This window comes from Nostoc sp. DedSLP04, assembly GCF_034530775.1.
GTDB lineage: Bacteria > Cyanobacteriota > Cyanobacteriia > Cyanobacteriales > Nostocaceae > Nostoc.
In genome coordinates, this window is sequence record NZ_JAVRCL010000011.1 from 1 (window position 1) to 21,968 (window position 21,968).

20 protein-coding genes are annotated in these 21,968 nt (G+C 43.2%); 10 read left to right on the plus strand and 10 right to left on the minus strand.

Going from position 1 to position 21,968, the window contains the following annotated elements:
- Window positions 1-263: 263 nt before the first annotated feature.
- Together RMX89_RS08770 and RMX89_RS08775 are read right to left on the minus strand one after the other, a co-directional pair.
- Window positions 264-1,544, minus strand: coding sequence for an aspartate aminotransferase family protein (locus tag RMX89_RS08770; RefSeq protein ID WP_322688658.1), 1,281 nt, complete (start codon window positions 1,542-1,544; stop codon window positions 264-266).
- Between the two features lie 381 nt (window positions 1,545-1,925).
- Window positions 1,926-2,144 carry a hypothetical protein gene (locus RMX89_RS08775; RefSeq protein WP_322671570.1) on the minus strand — a complete coding sequence of 73 codons (219 nt, stop codon included), beginning with the start codon at window positions 2,142-2,144 and terminating at the stop codon, window positions 1,926-1,928.
- 125 nt (window positions 2,145-2,269) lie between these two features.
- On the opposite strand from RMX89_RS08775, the gene RMX89_RS08780 reads away from it, so the two are divergent.
- Both RMX89_RS08780 and RMX89_RS08785 read left to right on the plus strand, forming a co-directional pair.
- Window positions 2,270-2,452 (plus strand): hypothetical protein, encoded by a 183-nt coding sequence (locus RMX89_RS08780; protein ID WP_229458098.1) that lies wholly within the window; start codon window positions 2,270-2,272, stop codon window positions 2,450-2,452.
- Between the two features lie 132 nt (window positions 2,453-2,584).
- Window positions 2,585-3,601, plus strand: a complete 1,017-nt coding sequence (locus tag RMX89_RS08785; RefSeq protein WP_322671571.1) for a potassium channel family protein — start codon at window positions 2,585-2,587, stop codon at window positions 3,599-3,601.
- Between the two features lie 300 nt (window positions 3,602-3,901).
- On the opposite strand, the gene RMX89_RS08790 is transcribed toward RMX89_RS08785, so the two are convergent.
- The 3 genes from RMX89_RS08790 to lysA form a co-directional block, all read right to left on the minus strand.
- Window positions 3,902-4,651 carry an isoprenyl transferase gene (locus RMX89_RS08790; RefSeq protein WP_322671572.1) on the minus strand — a complete coding sequence of 250 codons (750 nt, stop codon included), beginning with the start codon at window positions 4,649-4,651 and terminating at the stop codon, window positions 3,902-3,904.
- Window positions 4,648-5,571 (minus strand): diadenylate cyclase CdaA, encoded by a 924-nt coding sequence (gene cdaA, locus RMX89_RS08795; protein WP_322671573.1) that lies wholly within the window; start codon window positions 5,569-5,571, stop codon window positions 4,648-4,650. The genes RMX89_RS08790 and cdaA overlap by 4 nt, the downstream gene beginning before the upstream one ends.
- A gap of 102 nt (window positions 5,572-5,673) precedes the next feature.
- Complete coding sequence (gene lysA / locus RMX89_RS08800) at window positions 5,674-7,071, minus strand: diaminopimelate decarboxylase (protein WP_322688659.1); 1,398 nt, start codon at window positions 7,069-7,071, stop codon at window positions 5,674-5,676.
- Between the two features lie 92 nt (window positions 7,072-7,163).
- On the opposite strand from lysA, the gene rimI reads away from it, so the two are divergent.
- From rimI to RMX89_RS08825, 5 genes are all read left to right on the plus strand, one after another.
- The gene (gene rimI, locus RMX89_RS08805; RefSeq protein WP_322688660.1) at window positions 7,164-7,715 is read left to right on the plus strand and encodes a ribosomal protein S18-alanine N-acetyltransferase; all 552 of its coding nucleotides are present in this window, start codon (window positions 7,164-7,166) and stop codon (window positions 7,713-7,715) included.
- Between the two features lie 576 nt (window positions 7,716-8,291).
- Window positions 8,292-10,760: an ATP-dependent Clp protease ATP-binding subunit gene (locus RMX89_RS08810; protein ID WP_322648268.1), complete on the plus strand. Its 2,469-nt coding sequence runs from the start codon at window positions 8,292-8,294 to the stop codon at window positions 10,758-10,760.
- Window positions 10,761-10,844: 84 nt separating this feature from the next.
- Window positions 10,845-11,117, plus strand: a complete 273-nt coding sequence (locus RMX89_RS08815; protein ID WP_322671576.1) for a hypothetical protein — start codon at window positions 10,845-10,847, stop codon at window positions 11,115-11,117.
- Between the two features lie 349 nt (window positions 11,118-11,466).
- Window positions 11,467-11,793 carry a hypothetical protein gene (locus tag RMX89_RS08820; RefSeq protein WP_322688661.1) on the plus strand — a complete coding sequence of 109 codons (327 nt, stop codon included), beginning with the start codon at window positions 11,467-11,469 and terminating at the stop codon, window positions 11,791-11,793.
- 517 nt (window positions 11,794-12,310) lie between these two features.
- Entirely contained in the window at window positions 12,311-12,532 is a 222-nt protein-coding gene (locus tag RMX89_RS08825) for a ferredoxin-thioredoxin reductase variable chain (RefSeq protein WP_409882227.1), read from the plus strand.
- A 5-nt stretch (window positions 12,533-12,537) separates the two neighbouring features.
- Here RMX89_RS08825 and RMX89_RS08830 read toward each other — a convergent pair whose 3' ends face one another.
- The 5 genes from RMX89_RS08830 to RMX89_RS08850 all read right to left on the minus strand — a co-directional run bounded on the left by RMX89_RS08830 (window position 12,538) and on the right by RMX89_RS08850 (window position 17,039).
- Window positions 12,538-12,759, minus strand: coding sequence for a hypothetical protein (locus RMX89_RS08830; RefSeq protein WP_322671578.1), 222 nt, complete (start codon window positions 12,757-12,759; stop codon window positions 12,538-12,540).
- 129 nt (window positions 12,760-12,888) lie between these two features.
- The gene (locus RMX89_RS08835) at window positions 12,889-13,680 is read right to left on the minus strand and encodes a YdcF family protein (RefSeq protein WP_322688738.1); all 792 of its coding nucleotides are present in this window, start codon (window positions 13,678-13,680) and stop codon (window positions 12,889-12,891) included.
- Window positions 13,681-13,819: 139 nt separating this feature from the next.
- Complete coding sequence (locus tag RMX89_RS08840; RefSeq protein ID WP_322671580.1) at window positions 13,820-14,326, minus strand: hypothetical protein; 507 nt, start codon at window positions 14,324-14,326, stop codon at window positions 13,820-13,822.
- Window positions 14,327-14,457: 131 nt separating this feature from the next.
- Complete coding sequence (locus tag RMX89_RS08845) at window positions 14,458-15,987, minus strand: AAA family ATPase (RefSeq protein WP_322688662.1); 1,530 nt, start codon at window positions 15,985-15,987, stop codon at window positions 14,458-14,460.
- A 176-nt stretch (window positions 15,988-16,163) separates the two neighbouring features.
- Entirely contained in the window at window positions 16,164-17,039 is an 876-nt protein-coding gene (locus tag RMX89_RS08850; protein WP_322688663.1) for a hypothetical protein, read from the minus strand.
- A gap of 379 nt (window positions 17,040-17,418) precedes the next feature.
- On the opposite strand from RMX89_RS08850, the gene RMX89_RS08855 reads away from it, so the two are divergent.
- The 3 genes from RMX89_RS08855 to RMX89_RS08865 all read left to right on the plus strand — a co-directional run bounded on the left by RMX89_RS08855 (window position 17,419) and on the right by RMX89_RS08865 (window position 21,814).
- Window positions 17,419-18,012 (plus strand): hypothetical protein, encoded by a 594-nt coding sequence (locus tag RMX89_RS08855; protein WP_322688664.1) that lies wholly within the window; start codon window positions 17,419-17,421, stop codon window positions 18,010-18,012.
- Window positions 18,013-18,155: 143 nt separating this feature from the next.
- Window positions 18,156-18,365: a hypothetical protein gene (locus RMX89_RS08860; protein ID WP_322688665.1), complete on the plus strand. Its 210-nt coding sequence runs from the start codon at window positions 18,156-18,158 to the stop codon at window positions 18,363-18,365.
- A 233-nt stretch (window positions 18,366-18,598) separates the two neighbouring features.
- On the plus strand, window positions 18,599-21,814 hold the full coding sequence (locus RMX89_RS08865; protein ID WP_322688666.1) for a CHAT domain-containing tetratricopeptide repeat protein: 3,216 nt from the start codon (window positions 18,599-18,601) through the stop codon (window positions 21,812-21,814).
- Window positions 21,815-21,968: the final 154 nt, after the last annotated feature.

The following is a 21,968-nucleotide window of genomic DNA, read 5'->3' on the forward strand; positions in this document are numbered from 1 at the left end:
ATAATTTCAGTTATTTACTACTTGCTTATGTCGGAAAGTGACAGAAGAGGGATATGAAGAATTCAGAACTTAGGAGCAAAGCCGGAGACGCTTTGCTAAGGCGTCAGAATTCATACTGAATTCTGTACGAGTGGGTGACGAATATTGGTTAAAAGCGAGTGGAATAGTGGGCGGAAAAAATTAAAATATTCTCGCTTTAAAACTCTATCTCTTTATAGGTAGAGTATTCACCAATTCTGAATTGGTGAATTCTGACTCCTGTTTTATTTGGCGAGAATTGCGATCGCCTTGTCCACAGCTTGCAAGGCAGTATTGACTTCCGCCTCTGTAACAATTAACGGTGGCACAAACCGGACTACTTTTGGCCCGGCTGGTACCAGCAATACACCCTCCTTGATAGCAGCATTGACGACATCGGCTGCGGTTATCTCGATGTTGGCTCGTAACTCCAAACCGTTGATTAAACCCCAACCCCGAACTTCGCCAATGTGCTGAGGATATTTTGCTGCGATCGCCTTCAATCCAGTTCGCAACTGTTCGCCCCTGTCTTGGACATTCTGCAAAATATTTTCCCGTTCCAATGTCTGGCAAACACTGAGTGCCACACCACACACAAAAGGATTTCCGCCAAAAGTGCTAGCGTGTTCCCCTGGTTGAAAAACATCGCAAAATTTCTTGCTCATCATTGCACCGATAGGGACACCTCCACCTAAGCCTTTAGCACTGGTGAAAATATCCGGTTCAACGCCGAGATGTTCGTAAGCCCATAATTTGCCGCTACGTCCCATACCAACTTGCACTTCATCGAAAATCAACAAAACGCCAGTTTCATCGCAAATTTGCCGGAGCTTTTTGAAGTAGGCAACATCTCCCGGACGGACACCGCCTTCTCCCTGCAATGGCTCAATCAGAATTGCTGCTACCCGATAATCGCCTTCATCCAACTCGCTAATCGCTACTTCCACAGCGTTAATATCGTTGTAATTTACGTAGTGGAACCCAGGAACCAAGGGATCGAAGTATTTTTGATACTTGGGTTGTGCTGTAGCGGTAATGGTTGCCAAAGTCCGTCCGTGGAAACTGGCATTGGCGGTTAAAATAATCGGTTTTTCAATGTCTAATACTGTGTGAGCGTATTTCCGCGCCAGTTTAATTGCGGCTTCGTTAGCTTCAGCACCAGAGTTGCAGAAAAATACGCGATCGGCACAGGAACGATCGACAAGCCATTTTGCCAATTCACCTTGCTCAGGAATGTAATACAAATTAGAGACATGGTGCAGCTTTTGGATTTGGCGTGTTACCGCTTCTACCATCGCTGGGTGGGCATGTCCTAAAGTACAAGTAGCAATTCCCGCTACAAAGTCCAGATATTCCCGTCCCTGCGTATCCCAAACTTGGCATCCAGCACCCCGTTCTAGGGCTAAGGGAAACCGGGCGTAGGTAGACATGACAGCTTCATTAAAGCTATCTGTATCAAAGGGACTAGATGCTGACCCTGAATCTGGGGGGATGGTGGCTTGGTCAACGAGAGTTTGTAGGCTCACTACCGCTCCTCCTGAAAGTTTTTCATTATATAGTTATTTACTAGTTTCCTAGAAATCCCTAAAAAATACTTTTTATTTAGCACAACTCGTACTTCTTCTTAAACTAACGTTTATATGACCTCAAAGGCCTGGTGGTGGTGAAAAAAACTTTGTACTCAACACTTGAGCAATTTAAAGCCACAGATCCCCGACTTCTTTAAAAAGTCGGGGATCTTCTCGATCGCGATTGACCCAGTAGCCCAACAACCATTTCAAGGTGCATCTTAGCTTTGTGCAAATTCAGCTAGGTTCTCTTGGTCAAACCTATCGGGGTAAGCCATTCTCGTACCTTCCAAGGTTATTTTGATGAGTGCTGCTTGCTCATCTGTGGGTGAATTCATTTCATCTCATCCCTTCAAAAAATTGAATGGCGCTAAGTCCAGGAGATTTTAATCCCCTTCCTTCTCTTAGCTGCCCAAGTGCTAGCTGAGGGAATGCCATCAGAGAAGTAAGGTAGCTGACTTTGTATGCCGCACTGCCTGTAGGTTTAACACCGTATCGACGGCATAAGTCACGTAATTCTGGGATGGTTTTGATTTCTAACTCGGAACGCGTGAACATAAAATAGAGTTACCTCTTGTAAAAGTGGTATCGGTAGGTAACAACTTTTCCAGGGATGATACCTACCGATTTAAACTCTATTTCCTTGTATACATCAAATCAAGCCTTATTTATATCTCTCAACAATGCCTAACCCCAAGGGTAACCCTCAAAATTTTGAATCATCTCAACCAAGTAGAGAGTTAACCGATAATCTGAGTTTCCGGGTTACTAAGGAAATGAAGGAAGAGGTGAAAGCACAAGAAGACCCTCCAGAATTCTGTAGACGCGCTATCCAAGAAGCACTAGATAAGAAAAAAGGTAAGTAGTCCTGAGTTATTGGACTATTAGTATAGATAATTTTAAAGTTAGTAGAAAACTAGAAAAAGTAGGCTAAAAATACTATTTTTACCTCATTCTCAACACTTGAGCAAAAATATCAACGTATCCAAAAAGAGTTGATGGCTGGGGCGATCGCTCTTGGTGGTGTTTTCTTGATTGGCACTTTGTGGTACTGGTTAGTGGAGGGCTGGTCATGGGAAGATGCAGCTTACATGACAGTTATCACTTTGGCGACTGTGGGATACGGAGAGACGCAACCACTCGGTAGTCGAGGACGATTGTTTACAATTGCCCTGATTTTGTTAGGTGTAGTCAATATCGGTTACATTGTCAATAGATTTACAGAAGCGATTATTCAAGGGTACTTTCAAGAAGGAATTCGGCTACAACAACAGAGGCGGTTAATGGAATCCCTATCAGAACATTACATCATCTGTGGATTTAGTCGGACTGGTCGGCAAATTGCCAAGGAATTTCGGACAGAAGGTGTAGCTTTTGTAGTAATTGATTCGGAGACAGAATCAATCCAAAGGGCGCAAGCTGAAGGTTATACAGCATACCAAGGTGACGCTACATTAGATGACACACTCCTAAAAGTTGGTATTGAACGGGCGATGTGTATTGTTGCAGCCCTTCCCTCTGATGCTGAAAATTTATACATCGTCTTGTCAGCAAAAACGCTGAATTCAGGAATTCGGGTGATCGCACGGGCAAGTACAGAAGAAGCTTTGCAGAAGTTACGACGCGGTGGTGCAGATGAAGTGATATCCCCCTATATTACTGGCGGGAAACGCATGGCTGCTGCGGCTCTCAGGCCCCAAGTATTGGATTTTGTAGATGGGATTTTGACTGGTGCAGACCGCCAGTTGTATATGGAAGAATTTTTACTCGACCCTGCTTTTTGTCCTGTTGTGGGTCAAAGTTTGCAAAAGGCGAGATTGCGATCGCAAACTGGAGCATTGGTTCTGGCAATTCACCGTGTTGATGGAACTTTAATCGGTGGCCCCACTGGCGATACGATTTTAATGTCGGGAGACAGACTAATTGGTATGGGTACAGCAGAGCAATTGCGTAGCCTGAATCAAATTCTCGGCCCAATGAATTCCAAGAAACTGCGACGACCGAAAAATAGTTGATTTTATTTAATTACTTTTTTATCCCAATTAGGTATTGGTTGTATAGCACAAGCCTTTGTGGTTAGGACATTAACAGATGATAAAACTTAGACACAACAAGACTTTTCACCCAATCCCCAGCAATGCACTGAGCTTGTCGAAGTGTCACCAGTCCCCAGTCCCTTGCTATATAAATAAGTTGGCACAAGAAAACCAAACTATGTGAAGAAAGATAAACTAGACTAAAACCCTTTTTCCTCCTGCCTGATGCCAACGACAAATTTTTACGCCGACCTACTTAGTCTAATTGCGTAAACAGATTTAGACTTTCCCAAATCGCCGCTCCCGTTGCTGGTAGGCACACAAGGCACGATGAAATTCGGCACGGTCAAAATCGGGCCAGAGAGCATCGGTAATATAAATTTCTCCATAAGCCATTTGCCAGAGAAGAAAATTTGAGAGGCGGATTTCTCCACTGGTGCGAATTAACAAATCTGGGTCAGTAATTCCGGCTGTGTACAAGTGGCTCTCAAACACCTGTTCATTAATTTCATTGGGTTGTAGCACACCTTGCTGGACAAGCTTAGCGATCGCCTGACAAGCTTGTAAAATTTCTTGCCGTCCACCATAATTAGTTGCCACGGAAAACCGGATACCGCGATTATTCTTAGTTTCTTCCATTGAACGAGAAATTTCTTGTTGAAGCGATCGTGGCAGGTCTTGCAAATTCCCTACAAACTTAATTTGAACATTTTCTTCGACCATTTCCCGCAGTTCTTGACGCAAAACTCTTTGAAACAGAGTCATCAAAAAATCTACTTCTTCCTGCGGTCTTTTCCAGTTCTCTGTTGAAAAAGCATAAGCTGTCAACGCCTGAATTCCCCAATCCTGACAACAGCGAAGTAAATCCTTGAGAGCATCTACTCCTCGCTTATGACCCATAATTCGGGGTAGACCCTGACGTTTAGCCCATCGACCATTACCATCCATAATCACCGCAACGTGCTGCGGCAATAATTCTCGTTTTAAATCGGTAGGTAAATCTTGCAGTTTAGTTTGTTGTAGTGTCATTTTTTATCTCGAGAAGCGGTCGATGGTAATCTGAGTAAACGTGAAACCAGTGCTAGTGTCTTCCCACCTATCCGACGAACAAAACTCAACAGACCAGGAGCAACAGCTTCCCTATCCACGGTTGGAGACAAAACAGCCTCTAATGACTCTTTCAGTTTCCTATTCGTCAGCGGTCTATTTAGGGTTCCCCGTTCCGCTAAGGAAATAGAACCCGTTTCTTCAGAGACAACGACACAAATGCAATTTTCGACCCGCTCAGTAATTCCCATTGCTGCCCGGTGGCGTGTTCCCAGCTGGCGCGAGGCTGTGCGTCCCGAAAGTGGTAAAATTATACCTGATGACACAATCCGTGAGCCACGAATCAATGTCGCTCCATCGTGTAACAAAGTTTTTGGCTGAAAAATTGTCTGGATTAGTTCTTTAGAAACTTCCGCATTTAGCTTTACTCCTGGCACAGAAAAATCTCGCTCATCAATTGGCCCTGTGGTTTCCACAATTAGTAAAGCTCCAATGCGGTTTTTTGACAATTCTTTAACAGCCTCAACAATTTCATCAATTACGCTATCAGATTTGGGGATTGCCAGACGGTCGGGTTGAAACAGCTGGCGGAATTCGCCACGCCCCAATTGCTCCAAAAACCGTCGAAACTCTGACTGTAGAGCAACTGCCATCGCCACAGCACAACCAATCACCAACTTTTCTAGTACAAAACTTAGCAGAGGTAGTCCGAATCTGCCACTGAGTGCTGAGGCTAGCATTAAGATAATGAATCCCCGCACCATCCATAGTGTCCGGCGCTCACTAATAATAACTAGTATCATGTACGTCAGCGCCAGCACTAACACAATATCCAGAGTCCCAAGTAGCAAGGACTGTGACCACCCCAGGTTTGTCAGCCATTGCTTCCACCAATCTCTCATGACATCTGGATTAAACTTTTGCCTCTAATTTACAGTTGGTCATTTGTCATTTGTCCTTCGTCATTTGCAAATGACTAATGACTAATGACCAAAGACAAATGACTATTTCTTGAGTCTTTCTGGTAGGCGATCTTGCCGAATTAAATCTTCATAAGTTTCACGTTGCAAAATTAAATTTGCTTCGCCATTCGCCACTACGACTGCTGCCGGTCGAGGCAAGCGGTTGTAGTTAGATGCCATACTGTAATTGTACGCACCAGTTCCCATAACTACGAGAATATCCCCTGGTTCAGTCTTTGGGAGGAGAGCATTTTTAATCAGAATATCTCCTGATTCACAATGTTTACCAGCAATGGTGACTGTTTGGGTTAAAGGTGAAGACATTTTATTGGCAACTACTGCCCGATAAACTGATTGGTAAGTAATCGGGCGGGGATTATCAGACATTCCCCCATCGATCGCTACATATGTACGAATTTCTGGGATAACTTTGGATGAACCAATAGTATAAGCAGTGACGCAAGCTGTGGCAATTAGCGATCGCCCCGGCTCGCTAAGTAATTTCGGCAAAGGCAGATTTTCGGCCGCACAAGCTGCTTGAATTACTTCACAAATTGCCTTCACCCACTCTTCAATGCTAGGGGGATCGTCTGATTCTATGTACTTAACCCCTAAACCGCCACCAACATTTAACTCTGTGATATTTAAACCATACTTCCTGGCATCCCGCAGCCACTGCACCATAACGGCGGCCAAATCTTGATGTGGTTGGCGCTCAAAAATTTGGGAACCAATATGAGCGTGTACCCCTACGCAATGAAGGATAGGTTGTTGACTGACAAAAGCAAACACTTCATCTAAATCGTTGGGATCAAAGCCAAATTTGCTATCTAAGTGTCCCGTGCGAATATATTCGTGAGTGTGGCACTCAATACCGGGAGTTAACCGTAGCATGATGCGGATTGGAAGAGAGGGTTGGGCTATTTCGACAAGGGTACGCAACTCATACCAATTATCCGCCACAATGGTGACATCAGACTCGATCGCTAAAATTAATTCTTCACGAGATTTATTATTTCCATGAAGGTAGATTTTATTGGGACTAACACCCGCTTGTAGGGCGGTGTAAAGTTCGCCTCCGGAAACTACATCAATTCCCAGTCCTTCAGAGGCGGCGATCGCACAAACTGCTAAACAATTCCAAGCTTTTGAGGCGTACAATACTTGAGATTCACCCTTGTAGTATTGCTTGAAAGCATCTCGGTATTGCTGACAAGCCGAACGTAGGGTTTCTTCATCTAAAATATATAAAGGTGAACCAAACTGCTCAACTAGGGTTGTGACATCACACCCACCAATTTCCAAGAGGTCATGATGATGAACTCTGGCAGTCAAGGGTAAAAGTTCTTGATTAGGCGAAGGATTTGCACTGGTGTCGTGTCTTTGAGGTAAATATTGACTTCCAGAATGTTGAACCCCAGTGGGGTGAGTCGATACCATAACTATAAAAGTTTTCCTTGTTCAAATTACGGGCTTTGAGTTCGTCTCCCGATTCCCAGTGTACAAAGGGTTTGTAACGTTATTCAATAAATGTGATTGCATTAGACTTAGAAATTAAATTACTGACATTAGAAAATCTCAGTGCTATTCTGGAACTCGATCGAGCCTGTTTTGGCAGACTTTGGACTCTGGAGGGCTACAAACGAGAATTGGATAGTCCCAACAGCGATTTACTCGGTTTATTTTCTTCCTCCTCCAGCACAAGTTTGCTAGGAATGGGTTGCTTTTGGTCAATTTTAGATGAAGCGCACATTACAATTTTGGCGGTTCATCCTCAATATCACCGTCAAGGTTTGGGTGCGGCTTTATTATATTCACTCATTAAGACAGCTTGCGATCGCAAAATGGAGCGAGCTACCCTCGAAGTCCGAGCTTCCAACTTGGCGGCAATATCTTTATATCAAAAATTTGGCTTCAAAACAGCTGGGCGGCGGCGGCGTTACTACCAAGATAACGATGAGGATGCTTTAATCCTTTGGCTCCCAGATTTACAACACCGCAAATTTAAAGCAACTTTAGACCAATGGTATTCCATTGTCAGCGATCGCCTCGAAAAATCCTCTTGGCACTTGCTTTTTAAGTAAGTCCGCGAGAAGATTTATAACTATATTATTGCGTTCGCCCCTGGCGTTCCCGTTGGCTACGGAGCAAAGAAAAGTGAAGCAATTACATGGGTTTTGAAGGTTTTACATTTTGTTATATAGTTAGCTTTATTTCTGCCTACCTATTTAGTTGGGTATGAGTAATTTTGGATTATTAGGGCTTGCGATCGGCTTCAGCAAAAAAATGTAAATTTGTCGCACCTATTTTTATTTAAATATTTTATATAAAAAGTAAATTCTATAAATAAATCGTATATTAATTATTTTTGCTTGATATTAAAAAATACATATGTTAAATATAAATGTTTGGGATTGAGTCAAAAAACCCTTAATTTAAACGGTCAACTATTTGTAATAAATCCCAATAAATCCCAAAAACGCTGGTAAACTAAAGCTCCTCAGTACACTAGCAAGATAGAAGTAGTCAATAGTTAACAATTAGCCCATCAACCCAAGTCATAGGTTCAGGATGTCTATAATCTGTTATACAGGCATCCAAAAGCTTTGCCTGTGCTAAAATCAGCATACCGGCACGACCGCAGATGATGGGATAAAGCCATGTTTGAGCGCTTCACAGAAAAAGCCATTAAGGTAATCATGCTGGCCCAAGAAGAGGCCCGCCGTTTAGGTCACAACTTTGTCGGAACCGAGCAGATCCTCCTGGGTCTGATTGGCGAAGGCACTGGAGTGGCTGCTAAGGTGCTGAAATCAATGGGCGTCAATCTCAAAGATGCCCGAATTGAAGTTGAAAAAATTATAGGACGGGGATCGGGCTTTGTTGCCGTGGAAATTCCGTTTACGCCACGGGCGAAGCGAGTTTTAGAACTTTCCTTGGAAGAAGCACGCCAACTGGGGCATAACTACATTGGCACCGAGCATCTGCTGTTGGGCCTAATCCGCGAAGGGGAAGGCGTCGCAGCCAGGGTGCTAGAAAACCTCGGTGTGGATCTATCTAAGGTAAGAACCCAAGTTATTCGGATGTTGGGAGAAACTGCCGAAGTTTCACCAGGCGGTTCATCCGGGCGCACAAAAACCCCGACTCTGGATGAATTTGGCTCAAACCTGACCCAAATGGCAATAGACAATAAGCTCGATCCGGTGGTAGGACGCGCCAAGGAAATTGAGCGAGTGATCCAGATATTGGGTCGCCGAACCAAAAATAACCCAGTGCTGATTGGGGAACCAGGGGTTGGTAAGACTGCGATCGCTGAAGGTTTAGCTTCACGCATTGCCACCAAAGATGTCCCTGACATCCTCGAAGATAAACGCGTCGTCACCTTAGATATTGGTTTGCTCGTAGCAGGAACCAAGTATCGAGGTGAATTTGAAGAACGCTTGAAAAAAATCATGGATGAAATCCGCTCGGCGGGTAATGTCATTCTCGTGATTGATGAGGTACACACCTTAATTGGTGCGGGTGCAGCAGAAGGTGCGATTGACGCAGCAAATATCCTCAAGCCAGCTTTGGCTAGAGGTGAGTTGCAGTGCATCGGAGCTACAACCCTAGATGAATACCGGAAGCACATCGAGCGAGATGCAGCCCTAGAGCGACGTTTCCAACCAGTAATGGTTGGCGAACCTACAGTTGATGAAACAATTGAAATTTTATATGGTTTGCGCGAACGCTACGAGCAACACCACAAACTGAAAATCTCCGACGAAGCATTGGTAGCGGCGGCGAAATTGTCAGACCGTTACATTAGCGATCGCTACCTACCAGATAAAGCCATCGACTTAGTTGATGAAGCTGGTTCTAGAGTGCGCTTGATTAACTCCCAGCTGCCACCCGCAGCCAAAGAGTTAGACAAAGAACTGCGTCAGATATTAAAAGAAAAAGATGATGCAGTGCGCTCCCAAGACTTCGATAAAGCTGGAGAACTGCGCGATCGCGAAATGGAAATCAAAGCCGAAATCCGGGCGATCGCTCAAAGCAAGACCAATGCAACTGGCACAGAACATGAAGAACCTGTAGTTACAGAAGAAGACATTGCTCACATTGTCGCTTCCTGGACTGGAGTACCGGTGAACAAACTCACCGAATCTGAATCTGAAAAGCTGTTGCACATGGAAGATACCTTGCATCAGCGTTTAATCGGTCAGGATGAAGCTGTCAAAGCAGTTTCACGAGCAATTCGTCGCGCTCGTGTTGGTTTGAAGAATCCCAATCGACCCATAGCTAGCTTTGTCTTCTCTGGGCCTACTGGTGTAGGTAAAACCGAGTTGGCGAAGTCCTTAGCTGCTTACTTCTTCGGTTCCGAAGAAGCGATGATCCGCTTAGATATGTCCGAATACATGGAGCGTCACACCGTCAGCAAGCTGATTGGTTCCCCTCCTGGTTATGTTGGTTATAACGAAGGTGGTCAGCTGACCGAGGCCGTGCGGAGGCGTCCTTACACCGTGGTGTTGTTCGACGAAATCGAAAAAGCGCACCCCGATGTTTTCAATATGCTGCTGCAAATTTTGGAAGACGGTCGGTTAACTGATGCCAAAGGTCGCACGGTAGACTTCAAGAACACCTTGCTGATTTTAACTTCCAATATTGGTTCTAAGGTAATTGAAAAAGGCGGTAGCGGTATCGGGTTTGAATTCTCCGAAGATGCCAGCGAGTCAACTTACAACCGGATTCGCTCTTTGGTCAACGAAGAACTCAAGCAGTACTTCCGTCCAGAGTTCCTCAACCGACTCGATGAAATTATCGTCTTCCGTCAGTTGAGCAAGCCAGAAGTGACCCAAATCGCCGAAATTATGCTCAAGGAAGTATTTGGTCGTCTAACTGAAAAGGGTATCACCTTAGAAGTCAGCGATCGCTTCAAGGATCGGTTGATCCAAGAAGGTTACAGTCCCAGCTACGGCGCGAGGCCATTACGTCGGGCAATTATGCGCCTGTTAGAAGATAGCCTAGCAGAAGAAATTCTGTCTGGTCGTATCAAGGATGGCGATACAGCCCTTGTTGATGTGGATGAAAATGGCGTTGTACAAGTTAGTTCTCAACAGCGTCGGGAATTGTTACCCCAAGGTGTTGAGTAAGATTTAGGGTTTGGGATTTTTTAGATTAGATCCCAAATTAAAAAACGGTAGAGTATTAATTGCTCTACCGTTTTTTGTTTGAATATGTCTAATGCAGACGAAGAATACCGCGTTATTCCCCCACAAGATCCAATGAAGAATAAGTGGGAATTTATGGAAGTATGGATAGATGCAAGTCATTCCCTTCCATATGTTCTTTTATTGCTTTGCGACAGTGAAGATAACTGTCAGATTTATGATCCGGCACAGGGTTATAAAGTTGTATTTTCTACTAATAACTATGATGAAGCCAAGTTATATTTACTAGAAGATGAGTTTGAATCAGTTCAAGGTAGGATGTTAGCTGCGGAATTATAGCGGTTCTTAGTTGGGTGCAATACGCTTGATTATTGGGGAGTCCGAAACCATAATTCAGGAGAACTTTATATTCTGACTCTTGACTCTAAGCTGTGTTAGGTATATTTTTGTTCTTGGCAACTTTTGGCGATCTAGGTTGGGGTAAGGCAGAAGGCAGAGGGCAGAAGGCAGAACTCGGAAGGGTAGAAGTAATAAATTCAAGCTTTGAGTTTGTTTAAGCTAGCAACTAATATACTTTGCATTTCCTCGACCTCATTCAATAGGGGAGTGAAGTTGTAGTTACCGCTATTCCAGCGACTGAGGAGGTAATCTTGATAAGGGTTGAGAAGGCTCAGACCTTGGTCGATATTTGAGAGAAGCGATCGTAACGGGACAACTCCCCCCTGCTTTAGAAGCGTATTATCAGCAGCATTTGCACAAGATGATTCCCCCCAACTCGCCAAGTCTTGAGAGGGAATTAAAATCATCTGTACTGAAGAAGTTAGCACAAGTTTCATCAGTCGTATCAGCAGAAAGCATTGCTAGTACAATTGATGCTGATGAATACGATGTCGAAGAAGTTCTAGAAAATTGGCGTGAGTTTTTAACACTCCAGGAAATTGATGGAGAAATCCACTACAGTCTTTATCATTCCAGCTTCCGAGATTTCTTAAGCAAGCAAGTAAATTTTGCTTAGACTCTATAGCGCTTCGGTATTGAGTCAAATAAAGACCTAACCCCCAACCCCTTCCCTTATAGGGAAGGGGAGTAAGATTCAAAGCCTCTCGCCTCTTAGGAGAGAGGAATGGAAGTGAGGTCAAATTCTACAGCATACAAAGGAGCGATCGCAATCACCAAGCATCTGCCATAGACGAAACATTCGTGAGAGAGTTGACCTGGGGAACATCCTAGGGTCAAGATAAAAGGGTTGGATATCTTGTCAAAGTACTAAGCACATCCGATATCGCCTGATTTTCTTTCATTTCCCTGCTTTTGGGTTAAAGAGAAAGGCTATGGGCGATACTTATTAACGTGGCAAAAAACAGAAAAAAGTACGCGCGGATTGCTAAGACGTGCCTGGACGCAGAGGGTTAAGCCGTTGCACCCCGATGAAGCGTCAAGAAATAGCTGATTAAATCAAATTCTAAGCGATTTAATCATATATTTTGTAGCAGATACTTGTGGAAAAGAAAATGCTAGGTGTAAATGTTGTTATGAAAGTTGGCGATCGCGTCCGCGTTAAAGATTCGGTAGTGGTGTATCATCATCCTGAACATCGGAATCAGCCTTTTGACATCAAAGGTACAGAAGGCGAAGTTACAGCTATTGCCACCCAATGGCGAGACAGACCAGTAAGCGCTAATCTACCGATTGTAGTCCAGTTTAGTAAAAAGTTTAAAGCCCATTTACGTGAAAACGAATTAGAAGTCATCTAAATCACTTATCGGCGGCGAAACCACTGGAAAATATTCAGTTCGCCGCGCATTCTTTTAAGTTCTTGGCGGTTTTGTTCTGCTGTTGTATAATACCAATCACAATAACGCTGAAACTCCGATCGCGACCGAACTTCATGGTAGAACTCATGGGTTGTTTGGTAAGAGGCAAAAGCTTCTTCAACTTGAGGTTGAGCAACTGGAATAATATAAGGTAAATTTTTTGACATAAAATTAAGAGTCGTAGAGACGCGATCGCGTCTGTTTTGAATTGAGATAATTACCGCACTTCTTAATTAATAACTCATAATTCCTGTACAGACGCGATTAATCGCGTCTCTCCTAACTCCTAACTTTAATTAAAGCCAACCGCGTAAGCGATAAACTAAAGAACCAATATACTCTTTTAAAGCGATGGTAAATTGGTGTAAGTTATCAGTATCAGGTAATAAATTTAGTATGGCGGCTTTGGGAGTACTACCGAGTTCTTGCAACTCACCCTCACTAACTAGAAAGTCAGTAGGTGCAGGAATAGCATTGATTCCTTGACGCTGGAAAATCTGAAGCGATCGCGGCATATGCATTGCCGAAGTTACTAATAATACCTGACGAATGCCACGAGATAACAAAATCTTTCGGACATTTACAGCATTTTGATAAGTATTGAGAGAGTCCGGTTCTTGGACGATCGCCTCAGATGGAATACCAATAGATGTAAGTATTGTTGCCATATCTGCCGATTCTGGCGAACCACTTCCACGCCAATCAATGCGACCGCCGCTCAGAATGATTATAGGCGCTTTTTTTTGGCGATAAAGTTGTGCGGCGTAGATGACGCGATCGCCTGCTTCACTTAAATCGACAGTAGGTCTTGGGAAAAAAGCTGATTTAGTTGCGCCACCTAAAACCACAATTGCTTCTGCATTAGGTATTTGGGCGGGTGGAAGATTTTGCCATTCTAGCGATCGCACTAATGATTTAGCGATCCAAGCATTGCTAGAAAATAGCAATAAAATTAGGGAAAAAGCAATTGCAATCGCCGCAGTCCGGGGTCGTTTCCACAGAGTCACTAATGCTACTACCAAGCTCACGCAGGCTAATCCTAGTGGATAAAAAAATAGTGGCAGTAATTTGGATAGATATAAAAACATATTATTAGGGCATGGGGCATGGGGCATGGGGAATGGGGCATGGGGAATAGGAGATGAGGAAGTGATGAAGAAAAACTATTGATTATCGATCGATGCCCAATGCCCAATCCCCAATCCCCAATGCCCAATCCCCAAATTATTACCTTTCCCAAAACTTGTAATTGAAACTACTTCCAGGAGTGCGACGGTAACGGCGACCGGCTCTTCTGATTTGCCGTTTGTTGATCCTTTCATTCGTTGGTTCAACTTCAACCTCTTCTGATTCTTCAACTTGCAACTGAGTTCTAGTTTCTTCCTTACTTCCCCACCAAGCAGTAATCCAGCCTCCACCTAAAGCACCTAATCCACCAAGCAAGATACTCATAGGTGCTGGATAGCCTAAATATACAAAACCTAGCATGAAAAATAACCAGTATTTCAATCCTGCATCAACACCATCAGAGGAGGCTACATTTGGTGCTTGGGGGCTATTATCAGTTACATTTGCGATCCAGCTTAAGATGAAACCGCCCATGATTCCTAAGAAGATGCTTAGGGCTGGTGCAGAGCCGGTCATTATTAATATAAATGTTAAAAATGCCCCAAATAATAGTTGAGAAAAGAAGCTGGGAGAAATACTGAATAAGTCGTTCTTTTTGTCTGCCATAAAATAAATAACTTATTTAACAAATTACTAATGACGCTCGATAGCAAAGCCTTAGCGACGTAGGAGCGTCTGACTCTAACGTAATTCCTAATTTTCGATTCAATTACGAATTACGAATTACGAATTACAAATTATTTTAATTGTGCCTGTTGTGGTTGAGTTGTATCCCAAATCTTTACATAAGGTTGTTCCTCTTCAGTGAAAGGTTCAGCTTGTTTGATTTGTGAGGCTAATAAATCGGCGGTAGCATCAGCAATATCACCAGTGCGATTGTTCAAACGCTCTTTTAGAACTTCAAGTGGTGCTGTGCATTGGATAATCTGAAGGGGAAGTTGATGTTTTGTAGCTTGGGCGATCGCTTCTTGGCGTAACTGCTGTTTATCATACTTGGCATCCAAAATTACCGAAAAACCTTGTTTAGCCAGAATAATTCCCAATTCCAGCAGTCGTGTGTAAGTTTTCTCGGTCATCTCTGGTGTATATAAATCGTTGCCACCCTTTTCCCACAACGGAATTCCCCCTAAATGCTTCCGCACCGCATCAGAACGCAGGTGAATTGCTCCCTGTTGACGAGCTAAATGTCTTGCTGTGGTACTTTTACCAGAACCCGACAACCCCGACATCAAAATTAGTTGTCCCTGCTTGGGTTTAGTGTATTCCCAAGCTTGTTTGTAATAATCAGTGGCGGTTTTTGTCGCTTCTTCTTTCACCGTTGCGGGTACACTCGGATCGTCTAGTAAAAATGATGTTACCTTCGCCCGGACATAAGCCTGACGGCTTAAATACAAGGGCAACACCTGTAAGCCTTCCCAGTCTCCAGTTTGCTCTATATAGGTATTCAAAAACCCATTACCCAAGTCTTGACGCTGGCCAGCTTCCAAATCCATCACAGTGAACGCCACATCGTACATCACATCGACAAAGCGAAACGACTCATTAAATTCAATGCAATCGAACAACAAGATTTTATCGTGCCACTGGGCAATATTTCTCAGGTGTAAATCCCCATGACATTCACGAATATAACCGTTGTGAATTCTGCTAGCAAATAATTCTGGACGTTCGGCAAAAAATTTATCTGTATATTGCTTTGTTTCTGTAAATTGCGCCTGAGTCTGGGGGCCACCAATATACTTCTCAGTTTGCTGATAATTCTCATCAAAGGCAGCCCGGATATTTGGCACTTCGCCAAAAGTGCGAATGTAATCATTCGTCTGTGCTTGGGCATGATATTGAGCAACCACTCGCCCCAACTCATTTAGAAGTGTCTCATTTAACTTACCTTCTTCAAAAAGGATACTTAGTAGCGACTCTTGAGGAAACTGACGCATCTTCAGCGCATATTCTACAGCCTTGCTCGTTCCCCCTAACTGGTATTGCTCCCCTACCAAAGTTATGGGCAAAGCTTCTAAATATAATTCACCAGCACCCCGTTGATTTAACCGTAACTCTTCCTGACAAAAATGCTGCCGCTTATCTAAGGTAGAAAAGTCCAAAAAGCCAAAATTCACAGATTTTTTCAGTTTATAGGCGTAATCCCCAGTTAACAGCACATAAGAAGCGTGGGTTTGAACTAGTTGAATAGGTTCTGTTACCTTATGGGGATAAAATCCCGCCTGCAACATTTGCTCGATAAAAGCTGGAAGAGTCGCTTCTGTCATCTCTTTGCTCTACGGGTTCAAATACAAAAAAACCAGGAGTTTCCTCCTGGCTATCATCAAAAATTATTACACAGTTTACCAATTGAGTGTTGATCAGCTAATGCGCTATTTTCTGTGAAGACTGTCATTAGTCATTGGTCATTGGTCAATTGAGAATGGTGCAAGATATCAGCATATCAAGGAGAACTCGTTTTAGAAGCTTCTGGACTGCGAATGATGATATGTCCCTTCTCACTTTCTTGAATAGCTAACACAGATGGAATCTCGCCAGGTTTTGCGTTTGAGGGTAATGCTCGAAACAAATAAATCCAGCCGCCACGTTCTAGGAGTAAGCGCCAGACTCGCGGCTGCTGTGGATTGCTGATGTCATTATCTTCTCTGCCTCGCAAGTCGTCGAATAGACCGCGATCGCCAATAATGCGATAACCTTTCAAAGATGGATCTGCAAATATATCATCAAGTTTGCGTCCCACAGCAAACTTTTCTTCAGGTGTAATTAAAGCTACAACAGGTAAGGTGGAGTTTTGACCAGCGTCTCTTTGTGCATCTGCGATGCCTTGCCAACGAGCTAACCAAAATATCACAATTAATACCCAGGATACTATTACTATCTCATTGACTAGCGATCGCAGAAATTCCACTGAGCGCAGTTGTCCAGAACTAAATTCAGCCAGAGATTTTAGCCGTTTAGCTGTCCATGAGCGTTTGTGTTGGGTTGCAGAGATAATGCGACTCAATAGTAGTTGGCTTGCAGAGACTACAGTCTCACTAACGATTTTAATTAACCATAATGTTGCCTGAATAGCGATCGCAGCTACAAAAAAAGCGATCGCACTTTTGCAGATTGTCCAACCATCTCCGAGAAATATTTGCAGGGGAACTATCAAAAAAGACTGTGCGGGTAAGTCGAGGGTATTGACTTCTAGCTGAAAAAAGTAGAAATATGACCAACGGTAAATCCAGCCTGCAAAGAAAAGCGCCGCACCCAGTAAGCCAAGTACACTTGTGAATTTACCTAAAATATTGGTTTCTTGGTTAGGGGTTTGGGTCATACTAATTCGTAATTTGTAATTCGTAATTCGTAATTAAGAAACAATGTAGTGGCGTGGCAAGGCTAAAAGTGCAATAAATTTTCTTGTAGTGTAAGCTCTCTAGCCCGCACCGGACGGGCGAGACGCCATTGGTGTCAACTTAAGCTGAAACTCCTTTAAAACCTCGTTTCCAGCCTCTGGCTGGAAATGCTGTTCTTGGCGGCTCTGCCGCCAGCAAGGGAGGCAGAGCCTCTAAGACAGCATTCCCAGTCGGAGACTGGGAACAAACAAACACTTATAAATGAATAATCAGTTTGTTTTTGTGATTTTACGGAAATTTAGTATACGCCTCTGAAGTTTAATGAGAAAGTTAAATCTAGTCAAATACACTGTTAAAGCCATGAAAGTTTTTTTCCAAAGATCGGTTGTGGCAATCTTAGTAATGGCAGCAGCACTAGCAGGGAACATCCAAGCTGTAATTAGCAAGGATGTCACAACGGAAAATTTCTTCTTAGCACAGACACCAGTCAACGCAGATGAATTAGAACTTCCAGTGGCTTTACCAGAGTTAGCAGAAGTCATCCTAAAAGCAGGTGGGTCAAACAGTGGTCGAGTAATCGGAATTGATGTACAGACAGAAGCACTATCAATTCAGCGTAGTGGCAAAACAGCCACAATTCCCCTGAGCAAAATTCAAAAAGTAGTCTTCAAGAATGGGGCGTTAGCTTACAGAAGCAATGGGCGGCAAATTATCCGGGGTGAGCGAGACCGTCCCACAGGTCAGCTTGTAACTTGGAATGGTATACCCCTAAATACTTTTACCGTAAAAAATCCTACTCAGGGTCAAGCGGTGGTGAAACTTAAACCACCTGTAGTTTCCACAGCACAGTTGCTGGGTATTCAGTCAGTGGCTAGAAATCGGCAATATGTGGTAAATGAAATCCAGTTCAATTCGCAACAAAGAACGATTAACATTCTGGCAAACCCTTATTGATTCGTGAATTATTTTAGCTGTACGCTTCAATATCACATTTGTGTCTACTCAACGTAAATCCCTAATTTAGACTTTTGCTGATGTTGATAACAAAAACTTCAATGCTAGCAACAAATGTTTGAACATTTATTGCAAATGCTTTGGTGCTGGCAACAAATGTTCAAGCAGTTGCAACAAGTGTTCAAATGTTTGCAACAAATGTTCAAGTAGTTGTAACAAGTATTCAAACATCTCTAACAAATGTTCAAGTATTTGTAATAAGTATTCAAATATCTATAACAAAGGTTCAAGTAGTTGCAACAAATATTCAAACGCTTGCAACAAACGTTCAAACATTTCCAACAAATGCTTAAACATTTGCAAGAAATGTCCCAACGTTTATAACAAATGCTCCGATGTCGGCAATAAATGTTTCAACCTTTATAGGACTTACGCAAAGTTAAGGTATTTTTGTTCTTGCGATCGCTCCGCTTGCTCTTAGCGTTCCTGTAAAGTAACAATCCCAGACTTGACCAAATACTTTTGATGTTGCTAACGACAACTTCTGCTAACACCCAATTAAAAACAGCTACCTCTGCGCTATTTTATGAAAAAATTTCTTACCAGTTTTTTGGCTGTGGGCTTTTATTTAACGCCTTTAACAGTGATGCTAATGGCTCAATCCACCTGGGGACAGACTCAAAACTCGCGATCGCAAGAAGCAGAAAGACTGCTAGAGCAAGGGATAAAACTGACACAGCAACAGGAACACCAACAGGCAATACAAATATTCCAGCAGGGTTTAACCATTGCACGAGAACTCAAAGACCAAAAACTTGAAGCAACTGCACTGCTTGGGCTTGGGTTTAACTACAACCGTTTAGGAGAAAAGCAAAAAGCACTCGAATTTTACAACCAAGCTCTGCCCCTTAGGCGGGCTGTGGGCGATCGCTCTGGTGTTGCGACTACACTCAATAACATCGGTCTAGTCTACAACGATTTAGGAGAAAAGCAAAAAGCACTCGAATTTTACAACCAAGCTCTGCCCCTTTGGCGGGCTGTGGGCGATCGCTCTGGTGTTGCGACTACACTCAATAACATCGGTGGAGTCTACGACGATTTAGGAGAAAAGCAAAAAGCACTCGAATTTTACAACCAAGCTCTGCCCCTTAGGCGGGCTGTGGGCGATCGCTCTGGTGTTGCGACTACACTCAATAACATCGGTGCAGTCTACAACGCTTTAGGAGAAAAGCAAAAAGCACTCGAATTTTACAACCAAGCTCTGCCCCTATATCGGGCTGTGGGCGATCGCACAGGTGAGGCTCGTACACTCAATAACATCGGTGCAGTCTACAACGCTTTAGGAGAAAAGCAAAAAGCACTCGATTTTTACAACCAAGCTCTGCCCCTTTGGCGGGCTGTGGGCGATCGCTCTGGTGTTGCGACTACACTCAATAACATCGGTGCAGTCTACAACGATTTAGGAGAAAAGCAAAAAGCACTCGAATTTTACAACCAAGCTCTGCCCCTATATCGGGCTGTGGGCGATCGCACAGGTGAGGCTCGTACACTCAATAACATCGGTGCAGTCTACAACGCTTTAGGAGAAAAGCAAAAAGCACTCGATTTTTACAACCAAGCTCTGCCCCTTTGGCGGGCTGTGGGCGATCGCTCTGGTGTTGCGACTACACTCAATAACATCGGTGTAGTCTACAACGATTTAGGAGAAAAGCAAAAAGCACTCGATTTTTACAACCAAGCTCTGCCCCTTATTCGGGCTGTGGGCGATCGCTCTGGTGTTGCGACTACACTCAATAACATCGGTCTAGTCTACAACGATTTAGGAGAAAAGCAAAAAGCACTCGAATTTTACAACCAAGCTCTGCCCCTTAGGCGGGCTGTGGGCGATCGCTCTGGTGTTGCGACTACACTCAATAACATCGGTCTAGTCTACAACGATTTAGGAGAAAAGCAAAAAGCACTCGATTTTTACAATCAAGCTCTGTCCCTTATTCGGGCTGTGGGCGATCGCTCTGGTGTTGCGACTACACTCAATAACATCGGTGGAGTCTACGACGATTTAGGAGAAAAGCAAAAAGCACTCGAATTTTACAACCAAGCTCTGCCCCTTAGGCGGGCTGTGGGCGATCGCTCTGGTGTTGCGACTACACTCAATAACATCGGTCGAGTCTACGACGATTTAGGAGAAAAGCAAAAAGCCCTCGATTTTTACAACCAAGCTCTGCCCCTATATCGGGCTGTGGGCGATCGCTCTGGTGTTGCTGTTACTTTGGGTAATATTGGTGGACTCTTCCAAAGTACAAATCGACCAACTGAAGCCATTACTAATTTAAAGCAATCTGTTCAAATCAGCTTAGAAATGCGCCGGGGTTTGCAACGAGAAAATCGCCAAAAGTTTTTACAGGATAATAATGTAAGTGCAAGTGCTATTGCTTTAGTCGATGTCCTGATTAATCAAAAAAAATATGCTCAAGCCTTTGAATGGGTTAACCTATTCACTACAGCCGACCTTGCTGATTATACTCGTCTCATTAATGCCAAAGTTACCAACCCAGAAGCACAGCAGAGCCTTGATAACTGGAGTCAAAAAAATCAACAATTGGAATTTCTGCGACAACAACTGCAAGAAAATTTTTCTGAAACATTAACTCAACAAATTCGGCAATTAGAAGCACAAGTTTACTCAGAAGCCGAAAATATCTCTCGCCGTTTTCCTGAAGTGGCAGAACTATTTGAAACTACACCCGCAGATATTAAAAATCTTACATCGTCTATACCCGCAGGAACGGTTGTAGTTCAACCTGTCTTGCTGACTAATGTCAGAGATATGCCTAATAACGTCGCAATTTTTATCTTCACAAAAGGCGAGTTGAGCGTTATAAAAAAATCTATTGATCCCACTGAATTTAATAAACTTCTCACCCAATACTTGAAAGAAATACAAGATGAAAGTAATTCTAACTACCGTGAAACTGGCGGCAAACTTTATGATATTCTTATTCGTCCTATAGAAGACAAAATTAAAGCTTTATCCCCCAAAGAACTAAGTATTATCGCTACTGGTCAACTGCGCCATCTACCTTTTGAAACTCTTTCCGACAGTAAAACCAACCAATTTCTAATCGAGAAATATCCTGTCAACTATCTCACTCGCATTTCCAATAATTCCCTAAAATCTCCAGGTATGCAAAATCCCGTACCCCCCAAACTACAAGCTGTTTTAGCATTTGGTAATCCAGTACCCAGTGACCCACAAAATCTCCCAGGTGCAGAGGCAGAAGTCAGAAGTATTAAGGAAATACTGCCAGACAGTGAAGTTTATATCCACAATGAAGCTACCCTAGAAAAGTTTAGATCCCAAGCATTGCGCTTTGACTTTTTGCACTTAGCAACTCACGGCTGTTTCAAAACTGAAGATTGCAAAAAAGTCAAGTTAAAAAAGAATACATTACTATTTGCTGATAAACCCTTAGACATTGCCAATGCTGCTCTTTTAGGGTTACAAGGCACACAACTGATTACTCTTAGTGCCTGTCAAACTGCTGTAGACACTAATTTGAATGATGCTAGCACAGGACTTGCAGGAGTTGCTTATATATTTGAGCGTGCTGGTGCTAAAGCTGTGATGGCAAGTTTATGGGCGGTTGATGATGAAGCGACTCAGCAATTGATGGTTCAATTTTATCAAAACCTCAAGCAAGGTATGACCAAAGGAGAAGCTTTGCAAAAAGCTAAGTTGAAGCTAATTAAAGACCATCCTTATTATTGGTCGCCATTTGTCTTGATTGGTGATGCACGTTAAAGTAATTCGTAATTACAGCAATTTTCATTTGCATGAAGTACAAAGTTACGGGTTTTGAGGCAGGAGGCAGAAGGCAGGAGGCAGGAGGCAGGAGGGAAGAGGTAAACACTGTTTATATTTGATAAATCAGTCCTGAATTTTGTACCTCAATTAC